A 19,277-nucleotide genomic window follows, 5' to 3' on the forward strand; every position below is an offset into this window, starting at 1 on the left:
GCCGTCAGGCCAGCTCCGCCATCACCCGCTTCAGGCCATCCTGCCAGCTCGGCAGCACGACGCCGAAATCCTGCTGCAGCTTGCGGTTGTCCAGCACCGACCAGGCCGGGCGCCTGGCCGGGGTCGGATACTCGGAACTGGGAATCGCCTCGACCATCGGCACCTTGGCCAACACACCGCTGGCCAACGCCTCGGCAAATATGGCCTCGGCAAAGCCATGCCAGCTGGTCCGGCCGCTGGCGGTCAGGTGCCAGGTACCCGACAGCTGGCCCGGATGCTGCAGTGCCTGCGCGGTGACATCGGCGATCAGCGCCGCCGGCGTCGGCGTACCGATCTGGTCGGCCACCACCCGCAACGCATCGCGCTCGGCGCCCACGCGCAGCATGGTGCGCAGGAAGTTCGCGCCGTGCGAGGCATACACCCACGCCGTGCGGAAAATCAGATGGCGGCCACCGGCCGCACGCACCGCGTCCTCGCCATCGCGCTTGCTGGTGCCATACACGCCCAGCGGTGCGGTCGGCTCGTCCTCGCGGTAGGGCGCGCTGCCCTGGCCGTCGAACACGTAGTCGGTGGAGTAATGCACGAACGGCACGCCATGCGCCGCACACCAGCGCGCGATCACGCCTGGTGCCTGCGCGTTGGCGGCGAAGGCCGCATCGACGTCCTGTTCGGCGCGATCAACAGCGGTGTAAGCCGCCGCATTGACCACTACCAATGGCTGCACGCGGTCCAGCAATGCCGGCAGGCTGTCGGGCTGGCCGAAATCGGCCGTTTCACAGGTACTTCCGTCGGGCAGTTGGCCGCTGCGCGTGGTTGCAATCACCTTCCCCAGCGGCGCCAGCGCGCGCAGCAACTCCTGGCCCACCTGCCCGTTGCCACCGAACACCAGCACGGTCATGGCACGTAGACCGGCAGGCGGTCTTCAGCAATGTCCTTCAGGAAGGGTGCGTTCTCGTCCTTGGCCGACAAGGTCGGTGCACTGACCGGCCAGTCCACGGCGATGCCTGCATCGTTCCAGCGCACGCCGGCATCGAAGTCCTTGAGGTACACCTCAGTGCACAGGTAGCTGAACACCGCACGCTCGGACAACACGGCAAAGCCATGGGCAAAGCCCTCCGGGATCCAGAACTGCTTCTTGTTCTCCGCGCTCAACACCACCGCTTCCCACTGGCCGAAGGTCGGCGAACCGCGGCGGATATCCACTGCCACGTCATAGACCTCGCCTTCCAGCACGCTGACCAGCTTGCCCTGCGGCCGCGGCCATTGGTAATGCAGGCCGCGCAGCACGCCCTGCGCAGAGGTCGACACGTTGCTCTGCACGAAACGGTCCGGCAGGCCCAGCGCGGCGAAGCGCTCGGCGTTCCAGGTTTCGAAGAAATAACCGCGGGCATCGCCGAACACCGCCGGCTCGATCACCACGCAGCCGGGCAACTTGGTTTCAATCACTTTCACGGAACGACTCCACGCAGGGCGAGCTTGTGCAGGTACTGGCCGTAGCCATTCTTGATCAGCGGCGCAGCCAGTGTTTCCAGCTGCTCGGCGTTGATCCAGCCCTTGCCGAACGCGATTTCTTCCGGGCAGCACACCTGCAGGCCCTGACGGGTCTGGATGGTCTCGATGAAGTTGGACGCCTCAAGCAGCGACTGATGGGTGCCGGTATCGAGCCAGGCGTAACCACGGCCGAGCGCTTCAAGATGCAGATGGCCCTCGCGCAGGTAGCGCTGGTTCAGATCGGTGATCTCCAGCTCGCCACGCGGCGACGGCTTGAGCTCGGCCGCATAGTCGCTGGCATTGCCGTCGTAGAAGTACAGGCCGGTGACCGCGTAGTTCGATCGCGGATTCTCCGGCTTCTCGACCAGATCGATGACCTTGCCGTCCTTGTCGAACTCGGCCACGCCGTAGCGTTCCGGGTCGTTGACCCAGTAGCCGAATACGGTCGCGCCCTGCTCGCGCTGGTCGGCGTTGCGCAGCACTTCTCGCAGACCGTGGCCGTGGAAGATGTTGTCGCCCAGCACCAGGCAGCTCGGCTTGCCAGCCACGAAGTCGCGGCCGATCAGGTAGGCCTGGGCCAGGCCATCCGGACTCGGCTGCACCGCGTACTGGATGTCCATTCCCCACTGCGAACCGTCGCCCAGCAGCTGCTGGAACAGCGCCTGCTCGTGCGGGGTGTTGATGATCAGCACTTCGCGGATGCCCGCCAGCATCAGCACGCTGAGCGGGTAGTAGATCATCGGCTTGTCGTACACCGGCAGCAGCTGCTTGCTGACGCCCTTGGTGATCGGGTACAGGCGGGTGCCGGAGCCCCCGGCCAGGATGATGCCTTTGCGCTGGGTCATGAAATCTCCTGGATTCAGGCTGCGGTGCCGATGCGCTGCAGACGGTAGCTGCCGTCCAGCACGCCGTTGACCCATTCCTGGTTGTCCAGGTACCAGTCAACGGTGAAGGTGATGCCCTGTTCGAAGGTGTAGGCCGGTTCCCAGCCCAGCTCGTTCTTCAGCTTCGAGGCATCGATCGCATAGCGGCGATCATGACCGGGGCGGTCGGTGACGTAGGTAATCTGGCTGCTGCGCGGCTGGCCGTCTTCGCGCGGACGGCGCTGGTCCAGCAGTGCGCAGATCGCCTGCACCACTTCGATGTTCTGCTTTTCCGAATTGCCGCCGACGTTATAGGTCTCGCCCACCTGGCCCTTGGCCAAAACGGTGCGGATCGCTTCGCAGTGGTCGGACACGAACAGCCAGTCGCGCACCTGCTTGCCATCGCCGTACACCGGCAGCGGTTCGCCAGCCAGCGCCTTGGCAATCACCAGCGGGATCAGCTTCTCTGGGAAGTGGTACGGACCGTAGTTGTTGGAGCAGTTGGTGGTCAGCACCGGCAGCCCGTAGGTGTGGTGGAAGGCGCGGACCAAGTGGTCCGAAGCGGCCTTCGACGCCGAATAGGGGGAATTCGGAGCATACGGCGTGGTTTCGCTGAACTTGCCGGTCTCACCCAGGGTGCCGTACACCTCGTCAGTGGACACGTGCAGGAAGCGGAAGGCGGCGCCCTGCTCGGCCGGCAGCGCCTTCCAGTAGTCGCGCACCGCTTCCAGCAGCCCCAGGGTGCCCACTACGTTGGTCTGAATGAACGCACCCGGGCCATCGATGGAACGGTCGACGTGGCTCTCGGCGGCGAAGTTCAGCACCGCATCGGGCTGGTGCTCGGCCAACAAACGGGTCACCAGAGCACCGTCGCCGATGTCACCCTGCACGAACACGTGGTTCGGGTTGCCGTCCAGGCTGGACAGGGTCTTCAGGTTGCCGGCGTAGGTCAGGGCGTCGAGGTTGATGACCTTGATGCCACGGGCAACTGCCTCGAGGACGAAGTTTCCGCCGATAAAGCCGGCACCGCCGGTGACAAGCCATGTGGGCACTACCTGATCTCCTGTTCAATGATGACGTCCACAGGCACCCACGGTGCCCGACATAGCGGGACAGGATACATCGGGGAAACCTTCACGACTGCCTGCATGACGTGAACATGACATCAGAAAGCTGCCTTCACGCCAAAGCCATGCGGCGGCGCAGCATCACTACAGGACCATACGCATTCGCATGGTCCCCTCAAGCCAGCTAGAATCGGGGTCCCACCCCCGAACCGGTTGCTGTGCGAGGACCGGACGTTCTCTCCGTTATTGAAGGACCCCGTACCAGATGAAAATCCTCGTCGCGTACAAGCGCGTGGTGGACTACAACGTCCGCATTCAGGTCAAGCCGGACGGTTCCGGCGTGGTCACCGACGGCGTCAAGCTGTCCCCCAACCCCTTCGATGAAATCGCCCTGGAAGAGGCCCTGCGCCTGCGCGACAAGGGCATCGCCAGCGAAGTCGTGGTCGCCACCATCGCCCCGGCCGATGCCCAGGCGCACCTGCGCAACGGCCTGGCCATGGGCGCCAACCGCGCCGTCCATGTGGTCACCGACCAGGCCATCCAGCCGCTGACCGCCGCGCGCACCCTGCTCAAGCTGATCGAGAAGGAACAGCCGGACCTGGTGATCCTGGGCAAGCAGGCGATCGACGACGACGCCAACCAGACCGGCCAGATGCTGGCCACGCTGTGGGGGCGCCCGCAGGCGACCTTCGCCAGCAAGCTGGACATTGCCGACGGCAAGGCCACGGTGACCCGCGAAGTCGACGCCGGCCTGGAAACGCTGGAAGTCGATCTGCCGGCCGTGGTCACCACCGACCTGCGCCTGAACGAGCCGCGCTTCATCAAGCTGCCGGACATCATGAAGGCCAAGGCCAAGCCGCTGGAGACCCTGCAGCTGGCCGACCTCGGCGTTGAAGCCGCCGACACCTTCAAGACCACCCAGTACGCCGCGCCGTCCAAGCGCAGCAAGGGTGTGATGGTCAAGGACGCGGCCGAACTGGTTGCCGCACTCAAGCAGAAGGGGTTGCTGTAATGAGCAGGATTCTCGTCATCGCCGAGCACCACGACGGCAAGCTCAACGCCGCCACCGCCAAGACCGTCAGCGCTGCTGCCGCCATCAGCGGCGCCAGCATCGACGTGCTGGTGCTGGCCGCCGATCCGGCTGCCGTGGCTGCCGAGGCCGCGAAGATCGCTGGCGTCGCCAAGGTCCTGACCGTGGCCAACGCTGCCAACGCGCAGGCCATCGCCCAGGTGCTGGCACCGCAGATCGCGCAGCTGGCCAAGGGTTACACCCACGTGTTCGGCCCGTCGACCACCTTCGGCAAGGACCTGATGCCGTGCGTGGCCGCCCTGCTGGGCGTCAACCAGGTTTCCGACCTGATGAGCGTTGAAGGCAGCCACACCTTCAAGCGCCCGATCTACGCCGGCAACGCGATCATCACCGTGGAAGCCCCGGCCGACCAGATCGTGGTCGCCACCGTGCGTGCCGCCTCGTGGCCGGAAGCCGCCCAGGGCGGCAGCGCGACCATCGAGGCGGCCAGCGTCGATGCTGCCCTGCCGACCCACACCCGCTTCGTCGGCCTCGCCGCTGGTGCCAGCGACCGCCCGGACCTGCAGAGCGCCAAGCGCGTGGTCTCCGGTGGCCGTGGTGTCGGTTCGGAAGAGAACTTCAAGGTCATCTTCCAGCTGGCCGACAAGCTCGGTGCCGCCGTCGGTGCCTCGCGCGCTGCGGTTGATGCCGGCTACGTGCCCAGCGACCTGCAGGTCGGCCAGACCGGCAAGATCATCGCCCCGGAACTTTACGTGGCCGTCGGCATCAGTGGCGCCATCCAGCACCTGACCGGCATCAAGGATGCCGGCACGATCGTGGCGATCAACAAGGATCCGGATTCGCCAATCTTCGAGATCGCCGATATCGGTCTGGTGGGCGATCTGTTTGGGATCCTGCCGGAGCTGGAAAAGGCGCTCTGACGACTCAGCGCAGAGGCCTTTCGCCATCCAAGGGCCGGCTGAAGTTCAGCCGGCCCTTTTCTCCTTCACGGGTTCACTTCTTACTATGAACAATCAGATGCAAGACCGCATCCACGGGCCGGACGTCCTCCGCGGATTGGCGGCGCTCGGCGTGGTCTTTCGGGCATCCCGATCAATGAGACGGCTGCGGCCATTACCGGAAGGATGGACTTCTTCGTCCGCGTGTTCTTCGTGCTGAGCGCGTTTGCTATCGGTCATGCCTACTATTCACGCATGAGCAGTACCGAAGCGATCAAGGTCTTCTACCAGAAAAGATTCTTCCGAATCGCTCCGCTGTTTTACTTCATGATCCTCACAGGCGTGGCTTTTCGGCTGGCCATGGATCAACCGATGCCACCTCTGCTCGACTTCATGCTGTCAGGAAGCTTCCTGTTTACGCTTGTACCAGGCAAGCAGAGCGGCCTCGTCGGCGGCGGTTGGTCCATCGGTATCGAATGGCTTTTCTACTTCATGTTCCCGCTGCTGCTTTCGACCATCAGGACAGTCAAGTCGGCAGCACTCGCGTGGGTAGTGCTATGCCCGATTGCAGTACTTTCAAAGCGCTACCTGCAGGACAGCTTTGATGGCCAACTGAACGAGTTCGCATCACTCAACGTACTGGTCCACAGCCAATATTTCGTTCTCGGCCTCCTTATCCTACATCTCAGCCGTGCCGGCATGCCGACAGCACGCAATGCAATGCAGCGCCAAGCCGTAGGTGTTGCTTTCCTGGCGCTGCTGGCATGCACCATCTATTCCTTGCACGCACCGTTCGGCCTGCCAGAAGAAGTTCTGCTTTCGATTGCAGCGCCCTTGATGGTCGGCATGTCGATAGCGGGTTTCCCGCGATGGCTCGACAACAAGGTAACCCGCTGGCTTGGCCTTGTAAGCTACAGCACCTATCTGGTGCAGTTCCCGCTGATCCAACTCCTGCAGATGCATGGCATCTACGCGCAAATAGATGCGCACATCGGACACGGTGGACTCGCATTTGCCACTGCAGCTTTGGTCACGCTCGCCTGCGTGGTAGTGACGGCAGCTTTCACATATTACTTCGTGGAAGTACCTGGCCAACGTCTGTACGACAAGCTGCGCGGGGGCAGGCTCACGCGAACCTCATAAAACAAGTGAATCCGCTGTGCAGGAAGTGGCCCGCGGAGCGTGCAGGATCAGACTTCAATTGCCCCTCTGCAGACTGAATGGTTGGGCACATACGTAAGAGCCTCGCTTCAGCGTGAGGGCGTATGTGCCCGGCGACAGCTTTGATCCATCTAGGAGAGCTTCGAATCCTGCCGCGGACAACGCAGGCTCTCCGAGAGAACGCGCAACATCCTCACGGTGATGAACATCTGCTCCGGCGACGTTAATTTCCGTGGTTCCGGGACCCGCAGAAAACACCAGCGAAGTCTCGCCGACCAGCTCGCCACGATCATCGATCTGGCCCGCGACCCAACCACTCAATGCAATCTGACCGTTTGACGCCTGGACCGGTAACGAGGCGACGGGCTGCCCATTGACGGTCTCAAGATTGCAGCCCTGCGCGACATGCGGCTTTTGGATGACGGCGGAGGGGCTTGCCCGCTCGCCGTGGACCATCCCGGCCGGAACTGTCACCTCGGGCACCTGTTCTGAGCACCCGGCTATTCCGACCAGGCTCACCAACAGTCCCGCTACCCACATACGGTACGCGCCAGCCTCCATCCGTTCAGTCCTTCTTCTCATGCTGCACTGTGCTGCGGACGATGTAGCGGGGACGACGCTTCACCTCGGAATAGATACGCCCGATGTACTCACCGAGGACGCCAATTCCAATCAACTGGACGGCACCGAGAAAGAGAATGGCTGCAATCAAAGAGGAGTAACCCTGCACTGCGTTCCCATGCAGCAGCTTGTCGATCACAATCCAGACCCCGTAGGCAATCGAGAAAAATCCAATCGTGCTGCCGACGTACGTCCACACGCGCAACGGCGCGCTACTGAACGAGGTGATTCCCTCAAGCGCAAAATTCCACAGCTTCCAACCATTGAACTTCGAGACACCGGCAGAGCGCTCGGGTCGTGAGTAGTCGACAAAGTCGGTTGAAAAGCCAACCCAACTCAACAAGCCCTTCATGAACAGCCGGTTCTCGGGCAGTTGCTTGATCGCTTCAACGACAGGCCTGGACATCAGGCGGAAGTCACCAACGTTTGCCTCTACAGGACTTTCTGAAATCGCATTGATCAATTTGTAGAACCAGTTGGCACTGTTTCGCTTGAGGAAGCCATCGCTACCGCGATCAACGCGCCGTGCGAGTACAACATCGGCACCTGCCTTGAACTTTTCGACCATGGCGGGAAGCAACTCCAGTGGATCCTGGAGATCGACATCCATCGGGATGACGACATCGCCACGCGCTGCGTGTATGCCAGCCAGCAATGCTGGTTCTTTACCGAAATTACGCGAGAAATTGATCAGCGTGACTTTGGGATCCGCCGCCGCCAGCGCAGTGATGACCGACTCGGTTCCATCGGAGCTGCCGTCATTTACAAAAACAAGCTCGAGATCATGCCCCTCAAGTCCAGGCAGCATCTGTACCGCCCGGTAAAAGATGGGGATGGCCTCTTGTTCATTGAAGACCGGTATGACAAGACTGATTTTCAAGGGACCTCCCGGAAAACAATGAACTTTGCAATAAGGTAACCAATCACCAAGCTTACGGCAGAAAACCCGACCATTGTAACGATCGGATGCAGTGAGAGCGCATCTGCGACGGCACCCAGAACGAAGCTGAGCGTCCCCATTGTCAGAACCATCACCACATACCGCTTGATGCTGGTCCGGGTCTTGAATGTCCACTGAGCATTCAGGAAGAAAGACAATGTGACCGCCACCAGGAACGCACAGAGGTTGGAGATGGACTGTGGGTTACCCAGCCATACCAGAAGCACAAATATCATCCAGTGCACGGCAGTATTCAGGCCACCAGTGACCGCATATCGCAGGAATGGCATCCATCGGCGACTGCTCATTGCGGCAGCACCTTGCAACCGTAGTAGGCGCTTACGTAAGCAGGATTTGCGACGAACCAGGCTTCGCGACTGTTCAGATACTTATAAGAATATGCTTTAGTAGCATGCCCGACATCAATGCCTTGCTGGCAGCGCTCGGTCCTAGACATGATTCGTATGTAGGAATCTCTCTCTTCCAGGCTGCGCGCAAACTCAACATATGAGAGATTCGCCTGCAGCGGAAGGTAAAGACTGGCAACGGCTACAATCGCTGCACCCGAGCGGAACCAACTGATCGACACCAGTCGAATGACAGCGGCGACAACGAGCATGTACCAGATTGCCCACGGAACAATAAAGGCACGAGGCTCCGTGTAGGGCGCGGCAATGACACTGAGCACAGTGAGAGAGGACACCGTCCACGCCAGCACCACCTGCTGCCGCCATCCGTGCACGCGCCACAGGTAAACGCTAGCCGCCGTCCCTGCCAACACGAGCAGCCAGCCTGTACTCACCAACGTGCCAAAAACACTATGGGACCGCTCAAGCACGTGACCAACACCGAGGTTGGCTGGATACATGGCTGCGTATGCGGCACGACGGATTGCTGTGGAGGGCGCCAGCATCAACACTCCCCACGCAGCGGCGAGTGCGATGATGGGAACAATTGCGCGTATTCGCCAGCGAGCCCTTCCGCTCAGCAGAAGTACCAGCCCCATTCCCGCACCCAGCGCAGGCGGTACGTTCTCGAACGAAAGGCCAACAAGGCACGCCAGTACGACCGCAACAAGACAGCGGAGGTTCGATTCACCAAGCTTCTGCGTCGCCTCGGCGGTAAAGTAAAAGGACATCAACAGAAGGGTGAGAATCATTGGCTGGAAGTAGGCCGCTTGGGCCGTCGTCCAGAAAAAAACTTCGTAACCCGGCCAGAACAACCAGAGCATCGCCAGCGCGTAGATTGAGCCATGCAGGAACGAATCGCGATCCGTTTGCCTGCGCCCATACACGGCAACCACGGCACAGAAGAACAGCAGCGAGGCTGTCGTCGCCAGGACGAAGTAGATCCGAGGTACGCTCAGCCAGAGGATTGCGAGCTGCTCTCCAAGACGTGCGTTCCACTGCGTAATCTGTGCCGACGAACGTTCAATGATCCAGCCGAAACGATCCATCGGCGCAACGCCGGCCATATCCCGCGTCAATGCGAAATCCTCGCCGTTGAGAGGTGAAATCATGGCAGTCGCCACGTACACGAATAGTCCGAGGGCGGCGCAGATAGCCACTATCAGCGGGAAGTGACTTGTTTGGGAGGACGCTGTTCTGCTCATTCCTTTGTGCCGATACTCGAAAAATTCCGCAGACTCGCTCGTCGAGACTGCAGTTGGGAAGGGAATCGCACTTGAAGACGAGCGATACGAGGACTGGAGGCCAGATTCAGTTCACACTGAGTTGTGTTCGATGAAGCCACACGACTGCTTGCTGGGCACATTCACCTGCGTCTCCGTGCGACGCCGTCGCGGAGATTCAAGCGAATCTAGCTGCCCGTCGCGTCCTGCATGCTTCGCCAGGCGAGGATCAACCCCTCCGCCAGCGCGATCTTTGGTGTCCAGCCCAGCAACTGCTTGGCGCGCTGGACGTCGAGAACAATGGATCGCACATCAAACGTGCGACCAGGCTTGTACTGCACAGGCAATGCCCTGCCCGAAGCTACCCGAATTGCCGCGCAGAGCTCATTCAGACTGATGCCATTACCAGACGCCGCGTTGAATACTCCTGTCCTTCCGGACTCCGTTGCCAACAGCGCAAGATCGATGAGGTCGTCGATGAACACGTAGTCTCGGACGGTTTCCCCGTCACCCCATATCTCGACAGGCAATCCTGCCAGCGCGCGTCCCAGGAATACAGCCACTGCGCCCTGGATCCCTCGCGTGGACTGCCCTGGCCCGTAGGGATTTGAGGGACGGATGATCACCGGATCCAGCCAACCCTGACGTTGGAACATCGTCAGATAGTGCTCGATGGCGACCTTTACGATGCCGTAGGAGGAAATCGGTCGCAGCGCGTGCGTTTCGGGAACGGGAAGGGTGTCGGGGTTGCCATACACCGTTCCTCCAGAGGAAAAGTAGCAGAGCCTACGCACGCCCCGTACGCGCATTGCCTCCAGCAAACGGTGGGTACCGATTAGATTGCCTTCGATATCAGCGATCGGATCAGCATCAGCAGTGCTCGGCACAGTGCAGCTGGCGAGGTGGTACACGGAATCGACATCCTGCAGCGCCTGCTCCAGTACATCAGCGTCGTGGAAATCGCCCTGAAAGTAGCGCACACCAGCCCAGTCCATGTCCGTGCGGGCAGGGAAGCGATCCAGCACCGCCGTCTCTTCACCACGCGTACGCAGCGCGGCGACGAGTCGTGAACCGATGAAACCATTGCCACCGATGACCAACGCGCTCATGCAATCACTCCGTCCCAGCTGAATGGTTCCGCAACCCGAAGTGGGTGCGCAGCTTGTCTTCGTATGCCGCGGCCGCGCTCCGCGTGGCTGCGCTCAACGGGAAAAGCCGCTGGGCGTGGGCATGCAGGCTGCGGATTTCATCCAGGTGACCCTGCGCTTTGGAGCCGATGGTCACGCTGTTGCCATGGCGGCGGTGCTGGTTGAGCGATTCCGCATTGAAGCTGAGGCCGCCATCGCGCAGCAATAGCAGGTAGACCAGCCAGTCGCCCGCGATCCGATACTGAGTGATCTCTTCGATGTGCTCCTGCATCACGCGCAGCAGCGCCTCGCGACGGAACAGCACGGCGCTGACGTTGGGCAGGGTGTTCTTAACAGCCAGACCGGCTTCAACTTCTTCGGAACCCATCGCCGAATAGCTGCTGCGCCAGCGATCACGCGAGAGATCATTGGTGTATTCCAGATAGTCGCCAGCCATCACCTCGCCGAACTCGTCGATCTGTTCCGACTGCGAGAACGCCATCACCGAGCGGGGGTTGGACTCGAGCAGGTCCACCAGCGAGCGCAGGAATGCTGGCTTGGAAAGATCGTCGGCCTCGGCGATCCAGACGTACTCGCCGCGCGCCAGGCTCACGCCCTTCATCCACTGGCGGAAGACCGACCCGCTGTTGTCCGACGACGCCTCAAGGCGCGGCTCCGGATCAAATGTTGGCCAGAGGCGTTCGAGTTCTGCCAGGCTCCCATCCGATGAGGCGTCATCCAGGATGATGACCTCATACAGGGGGAAGTCCTGCCCGTACACCGACGCCAGACGCTCTTCCAGGTAGTGGGCGTAGTTGTAGTTCGGCACTACCACCGAGACACGCGGAATGCGATGCCCGGCCAGATCCAGCAAGTCCAGCAGGTAGCTGCGGAAGGAGAAGTCGGCATTGACAAGGCGTCGTCCGGCTTCGCCTGCCGTTGCTCGCACCGAATCCTCATCGAGCAGACGCGCCAAGGCGCCGCCATAGGCGACGGCGTCCAGTGCCGGCACGACCACGCCCGCCTGGTGCTGGGCCACGAGGTCCGCACCGCCCCCCGTGCCTGCGAATGCGACGACCGGCAGCTCGACAGACAAGGCCTCCAGCACGACGGATGGGAAAGGATCTTCCCGCGACGCGAGCGCGTAGATGTCAGCGCCTGCGTAGTAGTCATCGGTGTCAAAGTCGAGACCGGCGAAGTGAAACCGCTCCAGCATGCCATGGCGGCGGAGCACCTTTTCCGCGGCCTCACACGCAGCCTCTTCACGGTGACCGACCCAAACGACGTGGACATCAGGTCGCTGGGCGAATGCGCTGGTGAACGCCTCGGCCAGCAGGTCGACACCCTTACGCGCATCGGCGTAGCCCACCGACAACACGATCCTGTCCGTGGATTTGAGACCCAAGCGCTGCCGCAGCGCTGCGCGCGCAGCGTCTCGATTGCGCTTCCCGCGATGGCGGTTGGCTGCAAACAGCCCCTGCGGCAGCTTGGTTACCTTGGCCTGCCCTGCCGGGTCGAGGAAGGGCTGCAAACCTTCGCGTACTGCGTCCGAGGCGACGACGATGCGCTTGGCCACACGGGAAATGTCCGCCAGTGCAGGCTGCAGGCCGTAGCTCTGGATGACACCCGGCAGCTCGTGGATCATCGACACCACGGTAAGACCTGCATCACCCAACGCCTGCACGATGCGGCCGCTGACCGCCGTATTGGCAAGCACCGAGCGCACGCCCAGCTGGCGTAGTTCATTGGCCAGCACCGCTGGATCCCGGTCGCCCAGCAGGTGGACCGTGGAGCACTCGGCGAACTGGCTGTGCAGGCGGCCGTCTTCGAGCAGCACGACATGCACGTCCAGTCCCAGGCCGGCCGTCATCTTGCGTGCCATGTTGAGCGCGAGGTACTGCGCGCCATGCGGGTGCGCATCATGGGAAATCAGTGCGACACGCGGCTTCGCCGTGCCGGCGGTGACATTGCGCGTCGCCTGCAGGAAGGCATAACCGTAGTAACGGTCCGGTTCCAGATGGGCGCCTTCGGCCCACTCGTTCCAGGCGTTGATGAAGACCACGCTCTCGCCACGCACAGGTTTGGCCAGTGCGAACTCGCCCGCCGATTCCAGCCAGCGCTGGTACTCGCTCGGCGAGGAATGGGCGAACGTGTAGCCGCGCCCCGGCTTTCGCGCTTCATTGTCCCAGCGTGGCGTAACCCCCTTGAACAGCGGATAGTCTTCTTCCGGCCAGTTCCTGGAACGTTCGGCCATCTCGCGGTAGTCGACCACGTAGCCTTCATAACGCGGGTTGGCGATGTCCAGCGTGTGGTTGATGCTGGACAGGCCACGCGCCACCTTGTGCGGCGGGAACTCGAGGGCTGCATCGAAGCCGTACGTGCGCGGATCATCGACGTCGAACTGGACCATGGCGATGAACAGCTCGCCAAGGCCCTGCTCACGCGCATAGCCGCGCCAGACATCCAGCGACTTGCGGGCATCGGGAAGCAGCGATGGCCGGTAGATGATGAGCAACGGCCGACCATCGATGCGGATATACCGCGAATCAGACAGGTACGGCATCGCATCACGAATGAACGCGATGTCGTTGTCAGCCGTGTAGTTCTGACCAATCAGCACATCGTTTTCATGCCCATCCCAGCGCCGGGTCCAATTCTCGTTGGCCCAGCAGATGCAGAACGGCAGGTCAATCTCCGGATGCGCGAGCAGCTGGTCCACCGGCCGCTCCATCAGTCGATGACCGGAGAACCAGTAATGGTGGAAGCAGAAGCCGTGAACGCCGTACAGCTTGGCAAGCTCGGCCTGGCGCTTGAGCACATCGATCAAGCGCAGGTCATAGAAACCCAGTTCACCGGGCAGGTGCGGCTGGCGATGCCCCTGGAACTGTGGCACGGCCTTGCTCACATTGGTCCACTCGGTGAAGCCCCTGCCCCACCATGCGTCGTTTTCGGCGAAGGGGTGAAACTGCGGCAGGTAGAACGCGATCGTCTTGAAGCGGAGGCTGGTCGGTGGCTGTAGCGCAGGCGCCAGCTCCACGTACTCAGACCCGCGCACGCCTGCAGCGACGTCGAAGGCGTCTGCGTAGATACGCGCCACGGAGGACACCTTCACGCCTTCGGCAATGATCGGAGCGGCAGCGGCTGGCGGCTGCTGCGCGCCCGCCGTGACAACAGCAAATTCCTGCCCTGCGCCGAAGGTTTTCCATCGGCGGTAGGCATTTGTATTGGCAAAGGCGAAGCTGAAGTTCCGGAACAGGAAATCCTTCAGTGCAAGCCGCGCATTCCAGCCCGGCACCGCCATGTACATGCGGCGTGCAACTGCCCCCAGTTTTCCCATTTTCTGACCCTGATGCATCGCTTACAGGTGCCTCCTGGCACTTCCTGACAGTTTCCTGAGCCATGCAGTGTAACGCCAACTCCGTGACGCCTTAAGCAGTTCCACATCCCGTTCGCGGTGCTCGCTGATGACGCGCTGCTCGGTTACGGCCAACTGCAGCTGCTGCACGGACTGCCTTGCCTCATCCCGTTCGGCCATGGTCCGGTCGATTTCCGCACGCAGAGCGGACATTTCTTCGCGCAGGCTGCCGTTGGCATTGATATGCCCCAACACCATCTCCTGGGACTCGGAAAGCATGCGCTCGAGGGAGCGGACCCTTTCCTCGGTGGCAACGGCCTGAATCAACTGCTGGCGGAGTTCGGCCAGCTGAGCCTTGAATTGACCGTTGTCGATCGACTGGCTGCTGGCTGCTTCAGCAACCAGCGCTCGATTCTGATCCAGCGCATTCTGCAGGCTTTCCAGCCTGCGTTCCTGGGCCAGCCGATCATGACCGCCTTCGCGGCGAACATCATCGACCAGCGAACCCAGCACGGAGATCGAGGACAGCACCTCGTTGCGGCTGTCACGAAGCCGCTCGATCTCGGCCAGATGCGCTTCGCGCGTCCGCCGCAGTTCCTCCGCCGCCTCCAGGGAAGCGGCTTCCCGATGGGAAAGATGGGACTGGGCCTGGGCCTCGAGTTCCTCGACCTTGGCGCGAAGCTGCAGGACTTCGATATCCGCGTTCTGGACGCGCTCAGGCAAGTGCACCCCGTAGAAGGCGCCGGCATCCATTCCATGAACCTTCAGTTCGAAGAACGAGGACGACTGCACAGGCAGCACCCCATCCGTCGCAACCACCAGGTCGTAGAGCGGGCGGCTGAGGCCTTCGGCCCATTCACTGGTTTCAGGGCCGGTGCCCAGGATTGAATCGAAGGCCGCCGGACCGTCAGCGACCAACAGGGAACCGTAGACGACGCGCTGCGAATACACCTGCTGCTGCGGGAAGTAGCGCTGGATGAGTTCGATCAACTCGTGACGGAACAACTCCTTCACGTGATAGGGGTTTTCGTAGCCAGGGTCGATCGAATAGTGCTGCTTGTTCGGACTGGACATGATCAGCATCCCACCCGGACGTAGAACGCGCCGGATCTCCGACAGCATTTCCTCATGCTGGTCGTGGTGCTCGATGGTCTCGAAACTCACCACCACGTCAACGGAGTCGTCCTCCAATGGCAGCAAGGCAGCAGACGCCTCGACGAAGCGTAAGCGATCGGACCCGTAGCGGCCAGCCGCATGGGCGACGGCCTCGGCCGAGATATCCATGCCGGTCACCGAGTCCGCAACGCCAGACAGGATCTGGCTGCCATAACCTTCGCCACAGGCCACGTCCACCACCTGCTTGCCGGCACAGAACCTGGCGGCGAAGTGATAGCGATGGAGATGTTCGAAGGCGATCTGACCGGCCACTTCGGGCATGAACCGTTCGCCGGTGAATGCGAGATCTTCTACGTGCTCGTCAAGCTGGGTTGCCATGGGTCACCTCAATACATGATTGCTGCTGAAGCCGGTCACCCGGATACCAGATCTTGTTGCTCGACTACAAGGCGCACGCGCTGCATGGGTGCGCCGAACAATCCAAGGCAGATGCCACGTGCATGAACATGGAAGGCAAGCGCGTCATGCAGCCAATGGTGCTGGACATGGTGATGCTGATTGCCGTCTGCGATGGCTGCGCTCATGGTGTAGTCACCCTCGCGCAGGACAGGCATCCGGAAATCAAAGGAAGCCACCAGTACCTGCCCCGCTTGAGCGCCGGGAGGGGGATCAATGGAGGCGACATACGTGTTGTCCGCGAACAGGGTCTGCCCCAGGCGGTCGTACACCTCAAAACCGATGATGGGCGAGCTCAACACCTGGTTCACACGGCAGCGGATCTGCAGCCGGACCGGCTCTCCACCCACCACCCAGGACAGCGGGTTGCCATCCACGTCAACAAAGGCAGCGAACTCGACCTGCGCCCCGCCTTGTCCGAACCCCTTGTTTGCATTGAACTCAAAGACCCGGATTTCCTGCCGATGCTCACTGGCGTTGATCAGATCCTGGCGGAAATCACGGGGCGCCATGCCTGCGTGGTCCGGTTCGATGGCGGTCGCACCAGCAGCTGCCGGTTGCGCGTCACTTTCGGGAGCGTCAACGGCCACCGCAGCAGGACCAGCAGCGGCCATCTCCACCGCGTAGAGATCTTCCAGATACTTGGCGGTGACTTCCTTGGGGGCGCCATCTGCAACGATCTTCCCGTGCGACAACCAGACCACTCGGTCGCAGAGATTGATGACGGCGGCGGTGTCATGGGATACAAAGACCACCGTGCCGTTCTGCATGAAGGCACGGAGGAATCGCATGCACTTCTGCACGAAGAACGCGTCGCCGACACTCAGTGCCTCGTCGATGACCAGAATGTCAGCTTCCACGTGCGCGATCACGGCGAAGGCCAGCCGCACGAACATGCCGCTGGAGTATGTCTTCACCGGCTGGTCGATGAACTCGCCGATATCGGCGAATTCGACAATGGAGTCGTACTTGCTGCGCAGCTGCTCGTCCGAAAGTCCCAGCAGGGCACCGTTGAAGAACACGTTCTCGCGGCCGGTGAAATCAGGATTGAAGCCCGCCCCAAGCTCCAGCAGTGCCGCAACCCTTCCGTCGACCAGGATCTGGCCTTCCGATGGCGCCAGCGTACCGCTCAGCAGCTGCAGCAGCGTGGACTTGCCCGACCCGTTGCGTCCGATGATGCCGACCGTTTCACCCTTGCGAATCTCGAATGAAACATCCTTCAGCGCACTGAACTGGCGGCCATAGGATTTGCCTCGGCTTCCCACGACACGCGCAGCGCGCGAAAAAAGGGCGTCCTTCAACCGGTCCTGGGGCGAGCCGTAGACCTGATAGTGCTTGGAAACGCCGTCGATCTTGAGAACGACCGGATCAGATGACATCGGCAAATCCATCTCTAGATTTCTGGAAGAAAGCGTAACCAGCCATGGCCATGAGCAGGCCCACCAGCAGGCCGATCCCGAAGTACGCAGGAGACGGGATGTCACCGAACATCAATACCTTGCGTGCCGCCTCCAGGACACCCGTCAGGGGATTGGCCTGGATCAGGGGACGATAGCGTTCAGGAATCGAATCAAGCGCGTAGAACACGGGAGAAAGGAACAGCAGCAGCGTCGCAAGCGTGCCGGTAATCTGTGCCACGTCTCGGAAGTAGACGCCGATCGCGGCAAGGAACCAGGAAACGCCAAGGCAACCGAGCAACAGCGGCAGCATCACCACGGGGAACAGGATCACGGTCCAGGGCAGCGCAACGCCCATGCACAACTGGGCAATGGTCAGCACGATCCAACTGACGAACGCATGGAAAACCGCCGAACCGAGCGTCACCCACGCGTAGACTTCCAGCGGAAACACAACCTTCTTCACGTAGTTGGCATTGCTCGTGATCAATGCCGGGGAGCGATTGATGCATTCGGCTACCACGCCGTGCACGATCAGTCCGGAAAAGAGGATCAAGGCAAAGCCACCGCTGGTATCAAAGTCCTTCCACTTTGCCTTGAACACGATGGAGAACACGAACGTGTACAGGACCAGCATGATCAATGGCGTGATGAACGACCAGGCCAGGCCGGCGAAGGAACCGCGATAGCGGCCCACGATCTCACGCTGGATCAGACGGAAGATGAGTTGACGGTGCTCCAAGGGCGAACGCAGGAAGCCCGCCAATGGCCGCCGCCGGGCAGTTGCATAGGGCGTCAGCCCGGAAGATCTCTTGTCCAAGCGACTGCTCACGCCAGCGCCCTCTCCAGATCCACCTGCAGATCCCCCAGCTCCTCCACGCCCACGCTCAGCCGCACCAGCGCATCGCTGATGCCCAGCTGTTCGCGGCGCGCGACCGGAATCGAGGCATGGGTCATCACCGCCGGATGGTTGACCAGGCTTTCAACACCGCCCAGCGACTCGGCCAGGGTGAACAGTTCGGTCTTCTCGCAGAAGCGCTTGGCCGCCTCGAACCCGCCCTTGAGCACGATCGAGACGATGCCGCCGTAGCCGGCCATCTGCTTGCCGGCCAGTTCATGCTGCGGGTGCGAGGCCAGGCCCGGGTAGATCACCTTCTCCACCGCCGGGTGCTTTTCCAGCCATTGGGCCAGCGCCAGCGCGTTGGCGCAGTGTGCCTTCATGCGCAGCGGCAGGGTCTTCAGGCCGCGCAGGGCCAGGAAGCTGTCAAATGGGCCCTGCACGCCCCCCACCGAGTTCTGCAGGAAGGCCATCTGCTCGGCCAGTTCGGCGTTGTCGCCGACCACGACCATGCCACCGACCATGTCCGAGTGGCCATTGAGATACTTGGTGGCCGAATGCAGGACCAGGTCCGCGCCCAGGTCCAGCGGACGCTGCAGCATCGGCGAGGCGAAGGTGTTGTCGACCACTACGATCAGGCCATGGCGCTTGGCGATGGCGGCGACCGCGGCGATGTCGACGATCTTCAGCATCGGGTTGGTCGGGGTCTCGATCCAGACCATCTTCGTCTTCGACGTGATGGAGGCTTCGAATGCGGCCAGATCGGTGAGGTCGACGAAGCTGAAGTCCAGCCCGGCGGTGCGGCGGCGCACGCGCTCGAACAGGCGGAAGCTGCCGCCGTAGATGTCGTCCATCGCCACCACGTGGCTGCCAGCGTCGAGCAGCTCGATCACGGTCGAGCTGGCCGCCATGCCCGAAGCGAAGGCAAAGCCGCGGGTACCGCCTTCCAGCGAGGCCACGCAGCGCTCATAGGCGAAGCGGGTCGGGTTGTGGGTACGCGAGTACTCGAAGCCCTGATGCTCGCCCGGGCTGGACTGGGCATAGGTCGAAGTGGCGTAGATCGGCGGCATCACCGCGCCGGTGCTGGGGTCGGGCGACTGACCGCCGTGGATGGCCAGCGTGGCCAGGGCCAGCGCGCGGTCCGGGGAAGAAGCGTTGGACATGTCGTTTCCTGATTGGCGCCGATGACCGGCGCCGTCGAAGGAGCGGGAGTCTATCAGCGCGGCCTTAACGAGCTTTGACGCGGA

The 19,277-nt window shown here is 61.8% G+C and carries 16 protein-coding genes; 3 read left to right on the forward strand and 13 right to left on the reverse strand.

Annotated elements, in window-relative coordinates; translation table 11 throughout:
• Window positions 1–4: 4 nt before the first annotated feature.
• From rfbD to rfbB, 4 genes are read right to left on the reverse strand one after another with little or no spacing between them, the layout of a single operon-like run.
• Window positions 5–898, reverse strand: a complete 894-nt coding sequence (gene rfbD / locus AC5P7F_RS17030; RefSeq protein ID WP_046428292.1) for a dTDP-4-dehydrorhamnose reductase — start codon at window positions 896–898, stop codon at window positions 5–7.
• Window positions 895–1,452 (reverse strand): dTDP-4-dehydrorhamnose 3,5-epimerase, encoded by a 558-nt coding sequence (gene rfbC, locus AC5P7F_RS17035; RefSeq protein WP_014645857.1) that lies wholly within the window; start codon window positions 1,450–1,452, stop codon window positions 895–897. Before rfbC ends, rfbD begins: the two co-directional genes overlap by 4 nt.
• Window positions 1,449–2,336, reverse strand: a complete 888-nt coding sequence (gene rfbA, locus AC5P7F_RS17040) for a glucose-1-phosphate thymidylyltransferase RfbA (protein WP_046428289.1) — start codon at window positions 2,334–2,336, stop codon at window positions 1,449–1,451. The genes rfbC and rfbA overlap by 4 nt, the downstream gene beginning before the upstream one ends.
• Window positions 2,337–2,350: 14 nt before the next feature.
• Entirely contained in the window at window positions 2,351–3,406 is a 1,056-nt protein-coding gene (gene rfbB / locus AC5P7F_RS17045) for a dTDP-glucose 4,6-dehydratase (RefSeq protein ID WP_046428286.1), read from the reverse strand.
• A 280-nt stretch (window positions 3,407–3,686) separates the two neighbouring features.
• Here rfbB and AC5P7F_RS17050 point away from each other — a divergent pair, with 280 nt between their 5' ends.
• From AC5P7F_RS17050 to AC5P7F_RS17060, 3 genes are all read left to right on the forward strand, one after another.
• Window positions 3,687–4,433, forward strand: a complete 747-nt coding sequence (locus tag AC5P7F_RS17050) for an electron transfer flavoprotein subunit beta/FixA family protein (protein ID WP_014035896.1) — start codon at window positions 3,687–3,689, stop codon at window positions 4,431–4,433.
• The gene (locus AC5P7F_RS17055) at window positions 4,433–5,371 is read left to right on the forward strand and encodes an electron transfer flavoprotein subunit alpha/FixB family protein (protein WP_046428281.1); all 939 of its coding nucleotides are present in this window, start codon (window positions 4,433–4,435) and stop codon (window positions 5,369–5,371) included. The genes AC5P7F_RS17050 and AC5P7F_RS17055 overlap by 1 nt, the downstream gene beginning before the upstream one ends.
• Before the next feature lie 204 nt (window positions 5,372–5,575).
• Window positions 5,576–6,532, forward strand: coding sequence for an acyltransferase family protein (locus AC5P7F_RS17060; protein WP_251467361.1), 957 nt, complete (start codon window positions 5,576–5,578; stop codon window positions 6,530–6,532).
• 583 nt (window positions 6,533–7,115) lie between these two features.
• Here AC5P7F_RS17060 and AC5P7F_RS17065 read toward each other — a convergent pair.
• The 9 genes from AC5P7F_RS17065 to AC5P7F_RS17105 form a co-directional block, all read right to left on the reverse strand.
• Entirely contained in the window at window positions 7,116–8,051 is a 936-nt protein-coding gene (locus AC5P7F_RS17065; RefSeq protein WP_032957905.1) for a glycosyltransferase family 2 protein, read from the reverse strand.
• Complete coding sequence (locus tag AC5P7F_RS17070; protein WP_049405977.1) at window positions 8,048–8,419, reverse strand: GtrA family protein; 372 nt, start codon at window positions 8,417–8,419, stop codon at window positions 8,048–8,050. The genes AC5P7F_RS17065 and AC5P7F_RS17070 overlap by 4 nt, the downstream gene beginning before the upstream one ends.
• Window positions 8,416–9,723 carry a DUF6056 family protein gene (locus tag AC5P7F_RS17075; protein ID WP_014645849.1) on the reverse strand — a complete coding sequence of 436 codons (1,308 nt, stop codon included), beginning with the start codon at window positions 9,721–9,723 and terminating at the stop codon, window positions 8,416–8,418. The genes AC5P7F_RS17070 and AC5P7F_RS17075 overlap by 4 nt, the downstream gene beginning before the upstream one ends.
• Before the next feature lie 206 nt (window positions 9,724–9,929).
• Window positions 9,930–10,850: an NAD-dependent epimerase/dehydratase family protein gene (locus AC5P7F_RS17080; RefSeq protein ID WP_014645848.1), complete on the reverse strand. Its 921-nt coding sequence runs from the start codon at window positions 10,848–10,850 to the stop codon at window positions 9,930–9,932.
• Window positions 10,851–10,854: 4 nt separating this feature from the next.
• Entirely contained in the window at window positions 10,855–14,223 is a 3,369-nt protein-coding gene (locus AC5P7F_RS17085) for a glycoside hydrolase family 99-like domain-containing protein (protein WP_046428720.1), read from the reverse strand.
• A 3-nt stretch (window positions 14,224–14,226) separates the two neighbouring features.
• A complete protein-coding gene (locus tag AC5P7F_RS17090; RefSeq protein ID WP_046428718.1) occupies window positions 14,227–15,717 on the reverse strand; it encodes a methyltransferase domain-containing protein in 1,491 nt (496 codons plus the stop codon).
• Window positions 15,718–15,752: 35 nt separating this feature from the next.
• A complete protein-coding gene (locus AC5P7F_RS17095) occupies window positions 15,753–17,174 on the reverse strand; it encodes an ABC transporter ATP-binding protein (protein WP_046428716.1) in 1,422 nt (473 codons plus the stop codon).
• Window positions 17,164–18,024 carry an ABC transporter permease gene (locus tag AC5P7F_RS17100; protein ID WP_141098655.1) on the reverse strand — a complete coding sequence of 287 codons (861 nt, stop codon included), beginning with the start codon at window positions 18,022–18,024 and terminating at the stop codon, window positions 17,164–17,166. The genes AC5P7F_RS17095 and AC5P7F_RS17100 overlap by 11 nt, the downstream gene beginning before the upstream one ends.
• The gene (locus AC5P7F_RS17105) at window positions 18,021–19,193 is read right to left on the reverse strand and encodes a cystathionine gamma-synthase (RefSeq protein ID WP_046428715.1); all 1,173 of its coding nucleotides are present in this window, start codon (window positions 19,191–19,193) and stop codon (window positions 18,021–18,023) included. Before AC5P7F_RS17105 ends, AC5P7F_RS17100 begins: the two co-directional genes overlap by 4 nt.
• Between the last annotated feature and the right edge of the window lie 84 nt (window positions 19,194–19,277).

It is taken from the genome of Stenotrophomonas sp. YJH_SMC_105-26, assembly GCF_059368915.1.

Coding starts and splice junctions, on each gene's coding strand:
- AC5P7F_RS17080 (WP_014645848.1), bottom strand. CDS start 10,850: ATGAGCGCGTTGGTCATCGGTGGCAATGGTTTCATCGGTTCACGACTC.
- AC5P7F_RS17055 (WP_046428281.1), top strand. CDS start 4,433: ATGAGCAGGATTCTCGTCATCGCCGAGCACCACGACGGCAAGCTCAAC.
- AC5P7F_RS17070 (WP_049405977.1), bottom strand. CDS start 8,419: ATGAGCAGTCGCCGATGGATGCCATTCCTGCGATATGCGGTCACTGGT.
- AC5P7F_RS17090 (WP_046428718.1), bottom strand. CDS start 15,717: ATGGCAACCCAGCTTGACGAGCACGTAGAAGATCTCGCATTCACCGGC.
- rfbD (WP_046428292.1), bottom strand. CDS start 898: ATGACCGTGCTGGTGTTCGGTGGCAACGGGCAGGTGGGCCAGGAGTTG.
- AC5P7F_RS17085 (WP_046428720.1), bottom strand. CDS start 14,223: ATGCATCAGGGTCAGAAAATGGGAAAACTGGGGGCAGTTGCACGCCGC.
- AC5P7F_RS17095 (WP_046428716.1), bottom strand. CDS start 17,174: ATGTCATCTGATCCGGTCGTTCTCAAGATCGACGGCGTTTCCAAGCAC.
- AC5P7F_RS17050 (WP_014035896.1), top strand. CDS start 3,687: ATGAAAATCCTCGTCGCGTACAAGCGCGTGGTGGACTACAACGTCCGC.
- AC5P7F_RS17075 (WP_014645849.1), bottom strand. CDS start 9,723: ATGAGCAGAACAGCGTCCTCCCAAACAAGTCACTTCCCGCTGATAGTG.
- AC5P7F_RS17060 (WP_251467361.1), top strand. CDS start 5,576: ATGGACTTCTTCGTCCGCGTGTTCTTCGTGCTGAGCGCGTTTGCTATC.
- rfbA (WP_046428289.1), bottom strand. CDS start 2,336: ATGACCCAGCGCAAAGGCATCATCCTGGCCGGGGGCTCCGGCACCCGC.
- AC5P7F_RS17105 (WP_046428715.1), bottom strand. CDS start 19,193: ATGTCCAACGCTTCTTCCCCGGACCGCGCGCTGGCCCTGGCCACGCTG.